The organism is Leucobacter exalbidus, assembly GCF_017834145.1.
GTDB classification, from domain to species: domain Bacteria; phylum Actinomycetota; class Actinomycetes; order Actinomycetales; family Microbacteriaceae; genus Leucobacter; species Leucobacter exalbidus.
In genome coordinates this window covers 2,568,772-2,584,727 of sequence record NZ_JAFIDA010000001.1, presented here as the reverse complement: position 1 = coordinate 2,584,727, position 15,956 = coordinate 2,568,772, and the positions used below count along the sequence as shown (strand labels likewise).

At 62.9% G+C, this 15,956-nt stretch carries 11 protein-coding genes; 4 read left to right on the top strand and 7 right to left on the bottom strand.

The features are described 5' to 3' along the window. Window positions 1-10: 10 nt before the first annotated feature. Both JOF28_RS11695 and JOF28_RS11690 read left to right on the top strand, forming a co-directional pair. Window positions 11-712: a response regulator transcription factor gene (locus tag JOF28_RS11695; RefSeq protein ID WP_209705908.1), complete on the top strand. Its 702-nt coding sequence runs from the start codon at window positions 11-13 to the stop codon at window positions 710-712. A gap of 8 nt (window positions 713-720) precedes the next feature. Next, the gene (locus tag JOF28_RS11690; RefSeq protein ID WP_209705907.1) at window positions 721-2,205 is read left to right on the top strand and encodes a sensor histidine kinase; all 1,485 of its coding nucleotides are present in this window, start codon (window positions 721-723) and stop codon (window positions 2,203-2,205) included. Between the two features lie 66 nt (window positions 2,206-2,271). Here JOF28_RS11690 and JOF28_RS11685 read toward each other — a convergent pair whose 3' ends face one another. The 5 genes from JOF28_RS11685 to JOF28_RS11665 all read right to left on the bottom strand — a co-directional run bounded on the left by JOF28_RS11685 (window position 2,272) and on the right by JOF28_RS11665 (window position 9,543). After that, complete coding sequence (locus JOF28_RS11685; RefSeq protein ID WP_209705906.1) at window positions 2,272-4,500, bottom strand: ATP-binding cassette domain-containing protein; 2,229 nt, start codon at window positions 4,498-4,500, stop codon at window positions 2,272-2,274. Continuing rightward, window positions 4,500-5,498, bottom strand: coding sequence for an FHA domain-containing protein (locus tag JOF28_RS11680; RefSeq protein WP_209705905.1), 999 nt, complete (start codon window positions 5,496-5,498; stop codon window positions 4,500-4,502). The genes JOF28_RS11685 and JOF28_RS11680 overlap by 1 nt, the downstream gene beginning before the upstream one ends. 143 nt (window positions 5,499-5,641) lie before the next feature. Continuing rightward, window positions 5,642-7,261, bottom strand: coding sequence for a chaperonin GroEL (gene groL / locus JOF28_RS11675; protein WP_209705904.1), 1,620 nt, complete (start codon window positions 7,259-7,261; stop codon window positions 5,642-5,644). A gap of 179 nt (window positions 7,262-7,440) precedes the next feature. Further along, window positions 7,441-8,283: a LytR C-terminal domain-containing protein gene (locus JOF28_RS11670; RefSeq protein WP_342452164.1), complete on the bottom strand. Its 843-nt coding sequence runs from the start codon at window positions 8,281-8,283 to the stop codon at window positions 7,441-7,443. A 123-nt stretch (window positions 8,284-8,406) separates the two neighbouring features. Continuing rightward, on the bottom strand, window positions 8,407-9,543 hold the full coding sequence (locus JOF28_RS11665; protein WP_209705902.1) for a heme/hemin ABC transporter substrate-binding protein: 1,137 nt from the start codon (window positions 9,541-9,543) through the stop codon (window positions 8,407-8,409). Window positions 9,544-9,738: 195 nt separating this feature from the next. Here JOF28_RS11665 and JOF28_RS11660 point away from each other — a divergent pair, with 195 nt between their 5' ends. Both JOF28_RS11660 and JOF28_RS11655 read left to right on the top strand, forming a co-directional pair. Next, on the top strand, window positions 9,739-10,806 hold the full coding sequence (locus JOF28_RS11660; RefSeq protein WP_209705901.1) for a FecCD family ABC transporter permease: 1,068 nt from the start codon (window positions 9,739-9,741) through the stop codon (window positions 10,804-10,806). Then, window positions 10,803-11,618 (top strand): heme ABC transporter ATP-binding protein, encoded by an 816-nt coding sequence (locus tag JOF28_RS11655; protein ID WP_209705900.1) that lies wholly within the window; start codon window positions 10,803-10,805, stop codon window positions 11,616-11,618. Before JOF28_RS11660 ends, JOF28_RS11655 begins: the two co-directional genes overlap by 4 nt. 91 nt (window positions 11,619-11,709) lie before the next feature. Here the strand turns inward: JOF28_RS11655 and JOF28_RS11650 are convergent, their stop codons facing one another. Both JOF28_RS11650 and JOF28_RS11645 read right to left on the bottom strand, forming a co-directional pair. Further along, on the bottom strand, window positions 11,710-12,600 hold the full coding sequence (locus tag JOF28_RS11650) for an HtaA domain-containing protein (RefSeq protein ID WP_209705899.1): 891 nt from the start codon (window positions 12,598-12,600) through the stop codon (window positions 11,710-11,712). Between the two features lie 63 nt (window positions 12,601-12,663). Further along, window positions 12,664-15,942 carry an HtaA domain-containing protein gene (locus JOF28_RS11645; protein WP_209705898.1) on the bottom strand — a complete coding sequence of 1,093 codons (3,279 nt, stop codon included), beginning with the start codon at window positions 15,940-15,942 and terminating at the stop codon, window positions 12,664-12,666. Between the last annotated feature and the right edge of the window lie 14 nt (window positions 15,943-15,956).

Here is a 15,956-nt window from a genome sequence, read left to right as displayed (position 1 = left end):
GACTGGGAACATGAACACTCAGCCAAAGGGACCCCGGATTCTTATCGTCGACGACGAGCCCAGCATCCGCGAGCTGCTCTCCACGAGCCTTCGCTTTGCAGGGTTTGGCGTACGCTCCGTTGCAAACGGTGCGCAGACCATCTCGGCCGTACTGGAAGAAGAGCCCGATCTCATTGTGCTCGACGTCATGCTGCCCGATATGAACGGCTTCAGCGTGACCAAGCGTCTGCGCTCGGCCGGCTACACCGCCCCCATCATTTTCTTGACGGCGAAGGACGACACCGAAGACAAGGTCGAGGGCCTCACTGTGGGCGGCGACGACTACGTCACGAAGCCGTTCAGCCTCGATGAGATGATCGCCCGCATTAAGGCCGTGTTGCGTCGCACCATTCAGGAAGACGAAGATTCGGTGCTGTCGATTGGCCCGATCACCATGGACCAAGACACCCACGAGGTCAACGTCGAGGGCACCTCGGTTGAGCTCTCCCCCACCGAGTTCAAGCTGCTGCGGTACCTCATGCAGAACGCCAACCGCGTGTTGTCGAAGGCCCAGATCCTTGACCACGTGTGGGAGTACGACTTCAACGGCGATGCTGGCATCGTCGAGTCGTACATCTCGTACCTGCGTCGCAAGCTTGACCCGCTTACCGAAGAATCGCTGATTCAGACGAAGCGCGGCTTCGGGTACATGCTCAAGACCGAATCGAAGTAACTTCCACTATGTCGCGATTTGGCGACCGCTTTGCCGACGTCTCGCTGCGCGCGAAGATCACGAGCGTTACGGTCTTCATCCTGTTTCTCGGGCTCATCGTGGCGGGCGTCGGCACCCTTTCGGTGCTGCGCCCGATGCTGATCTCGAACCAAGAGAACTCGCTGTCGAACGTGCGCAGCGACCCGTCGCTTGCCCTTGCGACCGGCGCAGACGTGAACGATCTGTCGCGCAATGACGTGCTGTATGCCAATATGCAGTATTACGTCGCGGTGCTCGACCCCGACGGGTTTCTGCAGTACGACAACACGCACAGCACGCACGGTCCCCTCGTGTCAGATATACCTTCGGTGACCCTCGAGGCGGTGCTCGAGCGGCCTGATTCGCTCATTAAGATCACCGCGCCCGATGGCACCGAGTGGCAGGCGGTCGCCTCCCCGGTGCTTGTTGACGACCGGCCCAGCGGCATTTTGCTGATCGCGCAGTCAACCGCGGGCATCAATCAGATGGTCGCGCAGTTCGTCATCATCTTCACCTGTTTTGGGATCGCCGTCATTTTGTTGGGCGCTGCGCTTACGAGGCTCCTCGTGACCACGACCTTCCTGCCGCTTGCAGAGGTCGAGCAAACAGCGCTCGAGATCTCGCGCGGCGATTACTCCAAGCGCATCATGGTGGCGAGCCCACACACCGAGGTGGGGCACCTGGGCGAGTCACTCAACGTGATGCTCGATCAGCTCGATGGGTCGCTGAAGGATCGCGCCCACACGATCGAGCAGATGCGCCGCTTCATCGGTGACGCCAGCCACGAGCTGCGCACGCCCCTGGTGTCGGTGCGCGGCTACGCCGAGCTCTACCGCATGGGCGCTCTGCAAGATAAAGAGCAGGTCGCTCAGGCGATGGAGCGCATCGAGAAGGAAGCGATTCGCATGACCTCGCTCGTCGAGGATCTGCTCGCGCTCGCCAGGCTCGATGAGCGCCGGTCGCTGAACTTCGCCGCGTTGCCGCTGAACAAGCTCGCGAGCGATGCCGCGCTTGATGCCCGTGCGCAGGCCCCCGACCGTGTGGTGACCGTGGTCGAAGACCCGGCCTCCCCGTCGGTGGTGGGCGATGAGCACAAGGTGCGTCAGTTGATGACCAACCTGATCGGCAATGCCATGCGGCACACCCCCGAGGGCAGCCCCATTGAGGTTGTGGTGTCGTCTCAGCTCCCCGATCCGGATGGCAAGCAGTATGCACGGTTCGAGATCGTCGACCACGGCGAGGGGGTGCCTGAGCAGATTCGCGAGAAGATCTTTGGCCGCTTCTGGCGTGCCGACACCTCCCGTAACCGCGAAACGGGCGGCTCAGGCCTCGGCCTGGCCATCGTGCAGTCGATCGTGAATGCACACAAGGGCACCGTGAGCATCACCGAGACGCCGGGTGGCGGGGCAACGTTCCGCGTTGAACTCCCCGGAGCGCCCACCGACGCTACGGTGCCGGTGACCCGCATCGAATAACGAAAACGCGGTTGTTGCCTCACCCGATGGGTGAGGCAACAACCGCGTTGTGTGGTCGCTACGGGGTTAGCGCGTACGCGTGCGCCACCAGGTGACCGCCACCATCAATGCCGACATTGCGCTCAGCACACCCGCCGCAAGCCACCAACGCAGCGCGTTCGGGTTCCACATGGGGTCAAGCTCAGGCATCGAGTTGGCTGCGGCGGCCCGCTCCACTTCGTCGGCGATCGACAGCAGATGGTGCATGTCAATACTCACCGCCCCCATTGACATCGACCAGCGCGCAGGCACCGTCATCGAAATGCTGTTGAGCAGCCCGCTATCGATCAGCGGAATCAGCCCGCCGTTGAGCACCATCTGCACCATCAGCACCACGATCAGCACGGGCATCACCTGGTTCTGCGAGCTCACGAGCGCCGAAAGCAGCAGGCCGATGAGCACGCCCACCGAGATCGTGACCGCGATACCGATCGTGAGCTCGGTGCGGGCGCCCAGGCCCAGCACCCCGTCACCGGTGGGCGGGTCTTTCAGCAGGCTCGAAATGGTCACAATGATGATTGATCCGGCGATGCCCAGCAGCACGTACACAAAGATCTTCGCGGCCAAATAGGCCGAGGTACTCAGCCCCACCGCCCGCTCGCGCTCGTAGATACTGCGCTCGCCCACGAGATCCCGAATGCTCATCGAGATCCCCATAAACACGGCGCCGATCGTGAGCAGGGTGAGGATCATCTGGGGTTCTTGCGCGTTCTTGGCGCCCTGCACTCGGGTCAGCCCGGTCTCCCCCGGCACTACGAGAGGCAACAGCCCAATCACAAACGGCAGCGCGATCAAGAATGCCGTGTATCCGCGGTCGGCGAGCATTAGCGAAAGCTGCCGCTGCACGAGCGTAAAGAACTGCATCGGGCGGCTGGTGGCGCGCTGCGGAGCCTCGGTATCAGGCACAGGCTGCGCGGGCTTCAGTGAGTGTTCCACCGCGAGGGCACGGGCTTCGACCGAGGCCAGCCACCGGTCGGCGCACCCCTGGGGGTCGTTCTTGAGCAGGTCGAAAATGTTCGACCAGTCGATGGTGTTGAAGTAGGCGAAGGCGCTCTGCTCGCTACCGATGAACGCGGGAGCGCCACCGGGAACGAGCACCAGCACCTGGTCGCACACGTCGAGGCACGCCACCGAGTGGGTGATGGTGAGCACGGTTCTGCCGCCATTTGCGAGCGCCCGAAACTCTGACATCAGCTGACGATCAAGCGCCGGATCAAGCCCTGACGTGGGCTCATCAAGAATTAAGAAGGCCGGCTCGGTGAGCAATTCGAGCGCCACCGATGCGCGCTTGCGCTGCCCGCCTGAGAGCTTCGAGATGCGGGTGTGAATGTGGGCCTCGAGGTCGAGCTGCGCCAGCGCGCGCTGCACATGGGCTTCACGTTCGGCCGGTGTCACATCAGACCCGAGGCGCAGTTTCGCCGCGTAGCGCAGGGCCGGCAACAGCTTGAGCTGGCCGTGAATCACGTCTTCCTGCGGCACCATGCCGATCATCGACTTCGCACGATCGTACTGTGCGTGCACATCGACGCCGTCAAAAGAAACCTGGCCACCGCTGGGCTTGGTGAGCCCCGAGACAGCGCGCGCAAAGGTCGATTTGCCCGCGCCTGAGGGGCCCACGATCGCGGTCAGCGTGCCGCGGCCCGCATCGAATGTAATGTCGCGCAGCAGTTTCTTGCCACCCTCGACGGTGAATTCGAGCCCGCGCACCTCGAGACCGCCGGTCAGCGTAGCTGGGCCCGCCATCCGCGCTGCGCCCGCGGGCGCAGCGAGCCCCGCCACCGGGGCTGCGCCGGGCTGCGGTGGCGCACCCGCGTACGAGGCCGCAGGCGCGTGGTGGGCCCGCACCGTCAACGCTTCGAGTGCGCCCGTGAGTAGCGGCGGCGCGGCCACCGTGCGCAGCATTTGGCTGAACTCTTGCGGGGTGAGGCTGCGCGTAGCCGCCGCCGATACCGAAGCGGCATCGGGCTGCAGCTGCAGCACGGGCCCGTTCTTCGCGTTACCCAGGCGCACCTCGGTGGCTTCGGTCAGTGCGACCCGCTCAACCTTTTCGCCGCGCACAAATACGCCGTTGTGCGAGCCCAGGTCTTCGACGTACCAGCCGTTCTTGTACCCGATGACCAGGTGTCGACGCGACACAATCGGCAGGTCGATGCGCAGGTCTGCGCCGTTGGAACGACCCACGATGAAGAACTGCGCGGGCGAGAGCGAACGCACGTCATTGCCATATATGAGTTCAAGCTTGGGGCCAGCAGCCATTATCGCGCCCCTCCCATCTCGATCATGAACGGTAAGCCGCCCAGCAAAAACGGTCCCGGCAGATGCTGGGTGTCACCCTCGGCAAGGCCCGCTCCCTGCGGGTCATGTCCGATGATCGTGCCGTTGGTGGAGCCGAGGTCGTCAATAAACCAGTACCCCTCGTGGAGCCGCAGCATCGCGTGGGTGGTGGAGAGCAGTCGACGGTCATCGGCCACCGCAATCACCTGCGACCCCGGGTAGAGGTCACAGTCTGGGTTACGGCCAATCAATACCTGCGCAGAAGTCACCGCGCACAGCACGCCATCGGGGAGGCTCAGCATCGCCAGCGGGGGCTGCGGCGCCGTAGCTTCGACCACAGGCAGCAACTCGGGCTGTGGCTCGGGCTGCGGTTCGGCGAGAGGTTCGGGCTGCGGTGAGGCGACAGCGTGGGGGTCGAGTTCGCTCTGACCCGGGAGTTCCGGCTCAGCAGCTGCGAGTTTCGGCTCAGCAGGTTCAGCCGGCTCAGCAGCTTCTGCAGGCTCGGCGGCGATGGGCGTTTCGATAGCGGGCTCGGCGTGCTGCGGAGCCGCCGTTTCCAGCGGGGTCACCTGCGGGGTCAGCGCGGGCCTACTGTCGGTCAGCGTTGACGTCATCGTTGAGGTCATTGACGTCGTCGTTGTGGCGTCTTCGCCTGCAGCGACCGCGAGGGCGTTTTGCCACTGCGTGTAGGTCTCGCCCACCGCTTGGTCGAACCGTGCCGCGTCCTGCGGCAGCGCTTGACCCTGCGCCGAAAGCTGGTCACGCTGCGCGAGGTAGTGCTTATACATGGCTAACCGAAGCACGCCCTCCCCCGTTTCCCACAGCCACGCTCTGAGCGCGGTGTCGGCGTTGCGGTGGATCGCGACCGCGAGCGACTGCTCGGGCATTGCCTGCAGTACGTCACGTAACTGGGTGGGAGTCAGATCGGGGTGAAGCCCGGCTGCGCTCGGCTCAGGGCCCGCGGGGTACGGATGCTGCATGCTCGACCTTTCGGAAACACCTGATGGGTAACAATTGATCGTAACATTGGGCACACCGTGCTTCCAGTTACCGGGAGTGGCCCCGCATATAGCAAAGCGAGGCCGCGCCCGAAGGCGCGACCTCGCTTCACTTGCGTGAGGACTTAGAAGTCCATGCCACCCGTGGGGTCGCCAGCCGCAGCCGCAACGGGCTCCGGCTTGTCAGCAACAACAGCCTCGGTGGTGAGGAACAGACCAGCGATCGACGCTGCGTTCTGCAGAGCCGAGCGCGTTACCTTGGCCGGGTCGAGGATGCCCTGGGCTACCAGGTCACCGTACTCGCCGGTTGCGGCGTTCAGGCCGTGACCGTTAGGCATTTCGCTGACCTTGTTCACAACAACGCCGGGCTCGAGGCCTGCGTTCGATGCGATCTGGCGCAGCGGTGCTTCGATAGCAACCTGAACGATGCGAGCGCCAACAGCCTCGTCGCCCGTGAGCTCGAGCGTAGCGAATGCCGTCTTGCCAGCCTGGATCAGCGCCACGCCGCCGCCGGGCAGAACGCCCTCTTCGACTGCTGCCTTCGCGTTGCGAACGGCATCCTCGATGCGGTGCTTGCGCTCCTTGAGCTCAACCTCGGTCGCTGCGCCAGCCTTGATGACTGCCACGCCGCCGGCGAGCTTCGCGAGGCGCTCCTGGAGCTTCTCGCGGTCGTAGTCGCTGTCGGTGTTCTCGATCTCGCGACGGATCTGCGTGACGCGACCTGCAATTGCGTCGTCCTCGCCGCCACCCTGCACGATGGTCGTCTCATCCTTGGTGATGATGACCTTGCGTGCGGTGCCGAGCATGTCGAGCGTTGCGTTCTCGAGCTTGAGGCCAACCTCTTCCGAGATGACCTGGCCGCCGGTGAGGATCGCGATGTCCTGCAGCATTGCCTTGCGGCGATCGCCGAAGCCGGGAGCCTTCACAGCAGCCGACTTGAAGATGCCACGGATCTTGTTGAGTACGAGAGTAGCGAGTGCTTCGCCCTCGATGTCCTCAGCAATGATGAGGAGCTGCTTGCCCGACTGGATTACGGGATCAACAACGGGGAGCAGGTCCTTGATGCTGGAGACCTTGCTGTTGACGATGAGGATGTACGGATCCTCGAATACAGCTTCCTGGCGATCTGCGTCGGTGACGAAGTATGCCGACAGGTAACCCTTGTCGAAGCGCATGCCCTCGGTCAGCTCGAGCTCGGTGCCGAACGTGTTCGACTCCTCGACGGTGACGACGCCTTCCTTGCCGACCTTGTCGATAGCCTCGGCGATCAGTGCGCCGATCTGCTCGTCAGCGGCCGAGATGGATGCGGTTGCCGCGATCTCGTCGGTGGTCTCGATCTCCTTGGCGTTCGCGAGGAGCTGAGCGGTGACGGCTGCTACAGCCTTCTCAATGCCCTTCTTGATCGCGATGGGATCGCTGCCGGCCGAAACGTTGCGCAGGCCCTCGCGCACGAGTGCCTGTGCGAGAACGGTTGCGGTGGTGGTGCCGTCGCCTGCGACGTCGTCAGTCTTCTTGGCGACCTCCTTGACGAGCTCGGCGCCGATCTTCTCGAACGGATCGTCGAGTTCGATCTCCTTGGCGATTGAAACGCCATCGTTCGTGATGGTGGGAGCGCCCCACTTCTTGTCCAACACAACGTTGCGGCCGCGCGGGCCGAGCGTTACCTTCACGGCATCAGCGAGGATGTTCAGGCCTCGCTCTAGGCCACGACGTGCTTCTTCGTCAAACGCAATAATCTTTGCCATGTGATTTCGCCCCTTTCGGACGGTCTCGAAAACTGTGAGCGCCGACGTAAGTCGTCACCGTTAGCACTCAGTCAATCCGACTGCTAATAACAATACTGGCACTCGTGGTGTGTGAGTGCAAGAAGCTCGCGCACAGCGAACACCTTATTTTCCAGGCATTCAGCTGATGGCCAGCGGGGTTACGGCGTGGTTTCCTCGGCGGGCGGCGCGGGCTGTTCAGCGGGCGCCGGCGCGGGAACGTCAACGGGTGCCTCAGCTGGGGCCTCGAGCGGTGCTGCAGGAGCGTTTTCAACGGGCGCTTCAGGGACGCCGTCGACGCCGCCTTCAGCCGCTTGCTGGGGTTCGCTGTCAGCGTCAGCTTCGCCTGCGGGATTCGGCTCGACGCCCTCTTCGGGAGCCTCGGGTGATGACGATTCCTTTGCGCCTTCGCCTGCCGCGGTCAGCGCTGCGGCTTCGTCGTGGCCGGGGCCTGCATAATCTGCGCCGAGCAGCACGACCAGCTGTGCACCGTATTCCTTGTAGTCCTCGGTGGTGTAGGTCGAGAGGCCGCCCAGCTTTGCGGCGAGCCCCGCAGCAGCTTCAGCATCAGCCGGGTCTGAATAGAACACCGCAGAGATCGCGACGTCTGTGGTGGCCGCGCTGCCCGAGAACAGGATCTGGCCCCACTCTTCGTCGACGATGATTTTGTCGAGCGCGGCGGCAAGGTTCTGGATCTCGCTGCCGTTAATGACGGCGACGGTGGCGTTGGGATCTAGCTCGGGCTCAGTCTTGGCCGCCTGGGCGACGGGTGCGCCCTTGTCCAACGCCGGGAGCTTCCCTGAACTGCCCACGCTGTGCACAGCGAGCACGCCCAGGGTCGTCAGAAGCGCGAAGCCGAGCAACCCTGCGATCACGTATTGCCAGACGTAGCGCGGGCGCGAAATCACGCGGTGAGCGCCCACTCGACCTGAACGGACGACCCGGTCGAAGCGGTCCTCGGGGTAGCTTTGACGCTCCCCTGACCCTGCGGTAGTTTGCCCCACGCTGCTCCTCATATAGCGGTCGGTCACACAACACCGACGATTCGCCCCTACATTACAGTGCGGTGGCTGCAAGCGTGGTGATTTCGCGAGGCCACAACCGGTTTGACCGAGATCAGTGAGTGTCTACTTCTCGGGGGTGGGAAGCGAATCGGGGGCGTAGATCGCGCGGGCGAGACCATCGATGACATCGGGCAGGCGTGTGCCGCCCGCAAACAGGAGCTTCTCGTCGACGTCAATGATGCGGCGCTTTTCACCCGCAGACGTCAGCGCGATGCTGGGCTGGGCCGCGAGCAGCCCGTCAACTCCGCCAGCGCTTTCGAGGCCCTGTGTCATCACGAGCAGAATATCGGGGTCGATCGCCACGAGGGCCTCATCGGTCATGGGGCGTTCGCCCTTCCAACCAATTTCTTTCGCAACGTCCACGGCGCCCACTGAACTGATCATGCTGTCAATGCCGCTTCCCTCGCCAAAGAGATAGTAGATGCCCGAGGTGCCGCGCACATACAAGAAGGCTACGCGTGGCAGGTCGGCTTCGTCTGCGGGCAGTAGCTCAGCGACCTCAGCTTCTTTCGCTGCGACTGCAGCCTGGATCTCAGCGTTGAAATCATCGGCGATGTGTCCCACGCCCAGCGCATCAGCAACCTGCTGCGCTGTTTCGTAGGTGGTCTTGTCATCAACCGCACGGTCAACGGTCACGACGGGAATCCCCGCGTCACGCAGCTGCAACACCACATCATTCGGGCCGATCGTGCCATCGGTCAGAATCAAAGAGGGGTTGAGCGCCAGCACACCCTCAGCATCGATAGCGTGGCCTGATCGAGTTACCACGGGGAGATCTTCTGCACCTTCAAAATTGGTCGAGACATCGCGACCAATCAGACTGTCGCCCATGCCCAGTGAGTGCACCAGCTCAGCCAGTGAGCCGCTCATCGACAGGGCCAGCACACGCGAGGAATCAGTCACTTCAACGTCGACGTCGCCTGCACGGTCGTGCGAAGTCACCGTAACCGGCAGCTTCGGATCCGGAACAGTGTTGAACCCGGTGAGCGTCGGGCCGCCAATCACCGCGGTCGTCTCCCCCTCGTAATCGCGAGGGTTCTCAAGCGGCGTGATTTCCGACAGCGGCGGCAACTCAATCTGCGCGGCAGCATCGGTATTGGCGCTTTCGGGGGCGCCTGATTGGCAGCCGGTGAGCGCAATACTGCTCAGCAAAACAACGGCGAGAGCGCTGCGAACGCGCGCTTTACGGAGCGAGAGCATGGGTGACCCCTCTGAAAATTCGGCGTGGAATGTGTGGCGGTTTCCCGCCGCGCGGACCGGAACTCGAAGCTCAATACCGTGCCAGGTTAGCCTAACCCAATAAAGATATGATGAAGTGTGAAAGCGCCCGTTCCCACCCGTGGTGAGAGGCGTCGGCATTACTCCCGCACCCCGCAGAAAGCTTCCAACGGACGCATGAATCCCCTTGACCGGACAACCGCCAAACGGCATGCGCTGAAGACCACAATCCTGTTCTCTGTGTTGTCAATCGCACTGGTGGCATCGATTCTGGTTTCAGCAGGCACCGGCCAGCTCGAGATCCCACCGCAAGAGGTGCTCGGCTCGCTGCTGCACCACATTGGGATCGATTGGCTCCCCGCCCCCACACACGCTGCAGGCGACGCGACGTTGTGGACCATCAGGTTCCCCCGCATTGCGATGGCCGTATTGGTCGGCGCGGGTCTCGCTGTTTCTGGCCTCATCATGCAGGCCATTTTCGGTAACCCCCTCGCCGAACCTGGCGTGATCGGCATCTCATCGGGTGCTGCAGTGGGCGCCGGCCTCTCGATCGTGTTTGGCCTGACCTTCTTCGGCCAGTGGACGACCGCGGTGCTCGCCTTTGCGGCCGGCCTCATTGCCACGCTCGTTGTCTACGGTATGAGCCGGGCCGACGGTAAAACCGAGGTCGTAACCCTCGTGCTCACCGGTATCGCGGTCAACGCGATCGGTGGCGCCGCAATTGCGTTGCTCACGTTCTTGGGTGACACCCAGTCACGCGAGCAGATCGTGTTCTGGCAGCTCGGTAGTTTGCAGGGATCGGGGTGGGCGCAGGTGTGGATCACCGCGCCCGTGATCGCGGTGGGTCTGTTCGCGGCCTATGCTGCGGGCCGCAAGCTCGACCTCCTTGCCCTGGGCGAACGTAACGCCCGTCACCTCGGCGTCAACGTCGAGCTGTTGCGCATCGTCATGATCTTTGTCGTTGCGCTGCTGGTGGGCGCTTCGGTGGCCTTCGCGGGCATCATCTCGTTTGTGGGTCTCGTGATTCCGCACCTGATGCGCATGGTTATGGGCCCCGCCCACATTCCGCTCGTCACCGCTTCTGCGCTGGGCGGCGCGTTGCTGCTTACCCTGGCCGATCTGGGGGCGCGCACGCTGGTGCCGATGGCTGAGATGCCCATCGGCATGCTGACGGCGCTCGTGGGCGGCCCGTTCTTCTTCTGGCTGCTGCGCAGAACCCGCAAACGAAGTGGAGGCTGGGGATGAACGCCCGTCACATTGCGCTTCCCGAGCGCACCCCCGCAGGCGCGGTGGTTTGTGCCGCCGAGGGCGTCGGCGTTTCACGCGGTGGCAAGGACCTCCTCAAAGAGGTGTCGCTTGAGCTGCGTGCAGGCGAGGTGCTTGCGTTGCTCGGCCCCAACGGCGCGGGTAAGTCGACACTGCTCAGCTTGCTCTCGGGCGATGTCGCGCCTGACAGCGGCTCGGTACAGTTCGGTGACCGCGGCATTCGCGACTGGTCGCTCGTTGACCTCTCCCGCCGCCGCAGCGTCCTGTTGCAGGACAACCAGCTGCTGTTTCCGTTCACGGTGCACCAGGTCGTCGAGATGGGGCGTGCGCCCTGGCGCCGCACCGACCGCGAGCACGAAGACAATGAGGCCATCAGCGAGGCCATCGACACGGCAGACATCGCGCACCTCGGCAGCCGGCGGGTACCGTCGCTGTCGGGCGGTGAGCGTGCCCGTGCCGCGTTCGCACGCGTCATGGCGGGCCGCACCGGCGTACTGATGCTCGATGAGCCCACCGCGGCACTCGATATCGGCCACCAAGAAGCCGTACTTGGCCTTGCCCGCGCACGCGCCGAAGCCGGTGACGCGGTGCTCGTCGTGCTGCACGACCTGAACCTCGCGGCAGCGTACGCCGACCGCATCGCGCTGCTGCGTGACGGGCAGATCATCGCCTGTGACGCCCCTGAGCGCGTGCTGACGAGTGAGATTGTCAGTCACGTCTATAACACCCCGGTTGAGGTCATTAAACACCCCGTGACCGGGCAGGGCATTGTGATGCCCAAGCGCCACTAACCACGCGTCAAGCGCTACAGACAGTTGAGGCGGGAATGGGATTGAGTCCCATTCCCGCCTCAGTTGTTTATCGCCCAGAAGGGCCGCAACGTTACTCTGCGGCGGCTTCGTCGTTCGTTGCGGTGTTTCCCTTGCCTCGGCCGGCCACGAGCATCCCACCGGTGACACCGATCACGAGCAGCGCGACCCCACCGATACCAATGGGCAGCCACGGAATCTCCTGGGCAGGCTCGGCAGGAACGGCGACGGGCTGTTCCTGCTCGGGCGCTGCAGGCGTGGTGGGTGCCACGGCGGCTTGCTCACCTAACTCGCAACCAGCGAGCGTCGAGGTGAGCGTGATGGCATCGAGTTCTTCGCCCGCGACATAGCTGCCGTATTCGCCGTTGAGCGCCGCAGCGCCCTCAGCGGTCAGCCGCGGTACGGCACCTGTGATGCCGAATGCTGCGCCGCCGGCGTCTACGACGTCGGTGAGGTCGAGCTTTGCCGCGCGTACCCGGGCCGCTTCGGCGGTGCCTCCGGTCGATGCTTCATCGGTCGCACTGATCGCGAGAATGAGGTAGGCGGTCTCGGCGTCGGTGATTTCGATCGACGGATCAGCGAGGTCAAGTTCCATTGCCCCGTCGTGGCCGGTGAAGTTGACTGCTCCAGTAAAGGAGATCTCGCCCGATTCGACGTTGCTGTCGATGCTGCCCGAAGCCTGGTCCCAAATAAATTCGGGCGTCTCGTAACGCATGTCGTCGCTCACGGTCCACTCACCATTGGCGATGCTGCCGCTGATGTAGGAACGGAAGCTTTCCTTCACGCCCCAGTTCAGCGTCGCGGCGCTCACTTCGCAGCTGGCGCCCGCGACCTGGTCGGTCGCGGGCTGCACCGGAGCCGCAAAAGCCGGGCTCACAAGCCCGATCGTGGCGAGCGCACCAGCGCCCAAACCAGCCGCCCAACGCGCAGCAGGGGTGAATCGGGTTCGTGAGTGGCTAAGCACGCTGAGATCTCCTTGGTGATGCGCGAGTGTTCTGGCTCAATGCTAACGGGCTACGCCCGTGTGTTACTTGGCTGCGTTTCGGCGCTGCATGGCAACAAGACCGCCCATGGCGCCCGCGATAGCGATCAGCGCGCCAGCGCCCGCCCACCACAGCCACACCGGTCCTGTGCCGGCCGGTGCGACGCCCGCAGAAGAGACAGAGGCGGGGTCAACACCCTGTGCAAGCTTGGCCTGCACCTCGGCCTCTTCAGCTTCCTTCTTGTCCTTCTTCACCTTTTTGGCGTCGCGCACGATGAACTCTGCACCCGCGTCACCGCTGCCCTGCAACGAGATGATGTACTCGCCCGGTTTGATGTCTTCGGGAAGAATGCCGATCCAGCGCACGGTGCCCTGGTCATCGGCTCCAGCGGCCTCGTCGAGCACGGTCACACCGGGGTAGAGCGCCACGATCATGTCGCGCTCCCCCGCTTCAAATCCGCGAGCCTCGAACTCGATCTCGGCGCCAGCCGTGATCTTCTTCGGGTTCGTGAGGATGTTGATGCCGGTGGTGCTCGGCGCGGCATCGGCGACGGTGCGCTTCTTGGATTCGTTACTGACGGCTGTTGAGCCGAAGCTTGCCCCGCTGACTGCACCGACCGTGAAGCTCAGGGCATCGGCTGGCAGGGTGTAGCTGCTACCCGCGCCTGAGCCGCCGCTGAAACCGCCGTTGACGGCAACGCCACTCCACGTCACTTCTCCGCCAGCGCCAACCGACTTGTTCGCTCCCCCAAGATCGAGGGTGGCCCACTGCGCCCCGCCCGAAGACAACACAGCGGTGGTCGGCCCGGTGACCGTAATCATCGGGTTCGAGACGCCCTCGCTCAGCAAACCTTTGTGCCCGGTATAGGTGACCGTTCCCGAGTACTGCACGCTGCCGGTCTGGGTCTTGGCATCCCAGCTTCCGCCAGAAACCTGGGGGAAGAGGTAGGCTCCACCCGCTGAGCCCACACCGCTCGTGGTTACTTCGCCCTTTGCGATGGGTCCGGTCACATAATCAGCGAACGCTGATGAAACGCCCCAGGTGAGGGAGCCGGCACCCTGTGCGCCGTTCGTGTTCGGAGCAGCGGCGTCAGGCCGCTGCTTCTCTTTCTTCTCGACCTTAATCGTCACAGCTTCCGACACCGAGTGGCCATATTTGCTACTCGCGGGCACGAACGAGGCGATCACCGACTGTGTTCCTGCAGCTGGCTTGATCGTGGTCTTCGCCTTTCCGTTGGCAACGGTGACCGGGCTTCCCAGGCTCTTACCACCCGCACTGAACGTGACAGCGCCCGAAACGTTGGGGGCCACCGATGCGGTCAGAGTTACCGATCCACCCGAGGCAATCGTCCCAGCCGATGCCTTGAGCTGGGTCGAGGTGGCTTTCTTTGTGGTGACAGCGGTGCTCAGCGGTAGCGAGAACGAGACCGGATCAAGGGCCTCTCCCTTGGCATAAAAATCGCCAAACGCAGCCGAACCGTCAGCGGTCAACACAGCAGCCGCGTTCTTCCAGGAGAGCGTGTTGCCCTTCGCCGTGGGTGCGGGCAGTGTGAGGGTCGCTACCTTGGTGTCCTTCAATGTATAGGCGTCGCCCATCTCTGTGGTGCTGATGAACTCACGCCCCTCAACGTCCAAGCGCAGCTCGCCCGTGGTCGCTGATGTAACGACCACTCGAGGGTTCGTAAATTTCAGATCGAGGGCGTGGCCACCAGCCATGGGATGTGACTGGAAGTGCACTCCATTACCAGCACCGAAAGACACGTCGGCTTCGGTGCCGTCGTTGGCAGCTGACCCGACACCGTCAGACCAGACAAACACGCCTTCTGCAGTGGGCTGCTCGGCGCTTCCCAGCAGGGCCGTTTTGCCCTCAAATGCCTTGAAGTTGTAGATGTAGTTGCGGAAGGAACCTTTCACACCCCAGGTCAGACTCGCTCCAGCCACCTGAGCGTCGACCTCAATGGTCACGGTCGTTGCCTTCGACTTTGAAGCTTTGAACTTCGTGGAGTTACCCGGCACGAAGTTCGCGGTAATCGCGTGGTCGCCCACCGTGAGTTTCTTGGTAGACAGTGTCGCGGCACCGTTCTTCACCGTCACTGCTTTGCCCAGCTTGGCACCGTTATCCATGAACTGCACAGCACCAGTGGCTGCCTTCGGTGAGATGTTCGCGGTGAGCTTTACCGTGCCACCCTCGGTGGTGCTCGTCGTTGAAGCTTTCACCGTCGTAGTCGTCAGTTTTGCAGAGGCTTCAGGACTCTCTGGTGTCGGCCCAACCTCAACTTCACCAATGGGGGCGCTGAACGTTACGGGGTCAAGTTCCTCACCGACTCCGTAGAACGCGCCAAACGCTGCAACGCCGCTGTCGGCCAGGGTTGCCTCTGCGTTTGTCCAGGTCACCCTGCCGTTGGCAATCACAGGTGCTTCCAGTTCAAGATCGGCCATCAGCACATTCTCAAATTTGTACTCTGGGCCAACCGATGTCATATCTATAAAATCGCGCCCTACAGCGTCGACGTACAATTCACCTGTCGTCACTGAGCTCACGATGATCCGCGGGTTCGTGAACTGCATATCCAAGGAGTACGCCTTTGTACCATTGAATGTCATCGGGTGTGACTGGAAGTGGACGCCGTTGCCCTCGCCAAACTTCACATTTGCCAAGGTGCCCGATTCGTTGGCAAAACCAGTCCCCTCGGCCCAAATGAAGTTGCCGGTGTCTTCGGGGAATTGATCCGTGGTGCCGAGCAACGCGCTCGTGCCTTCAAACGATTTCATATTGTAGATGTAGTTTCGAAACGACGCCTTCACACCCCACTCAAGCGTGGCAGCATCACTGGCGTCTGCGTCGCCCGCTTTGGGCTCCGCGATCGCAGGCTCGACGGATTCTTTGGCCAGCGGTTGCTTCGCAGTCTTCGCAACCGGAACGTCTACGGCTATTGCCTCTTCGGCGTCCTCAGCTGGGTCCTCAGCCGTTTCTACTGGCGCCTGTGCCACAGGAGTTTCAGTGGGGAGATCTCCCGAATCGTCTGTGCTCGGAAGCGAGTCGCCTGAGTCTGTTTCGTCTGCGACAGCGATGTCGCCAAGATCAGCTTCGTCAGTAGCCGGAAGCTCCGCTTCAGCAACCACCTCGGGTGCTGAAACTGCGTCTGGTGCTCCAACCCCTTCTTCCGCCGGCTCCAGTTCAATGATCTCGTTCGTCTGCACCGCTTCGGTAGCTTCATCGGCCACAGCAAATGCGCTGGGTCCCAAGACCAATGCGCTACCGGTGAACAACAGCGTCACAAGCGCGATTGACGCCACTCTAGCTAGACGTGCGCGTGCAGACATGGCATACCTTCTTG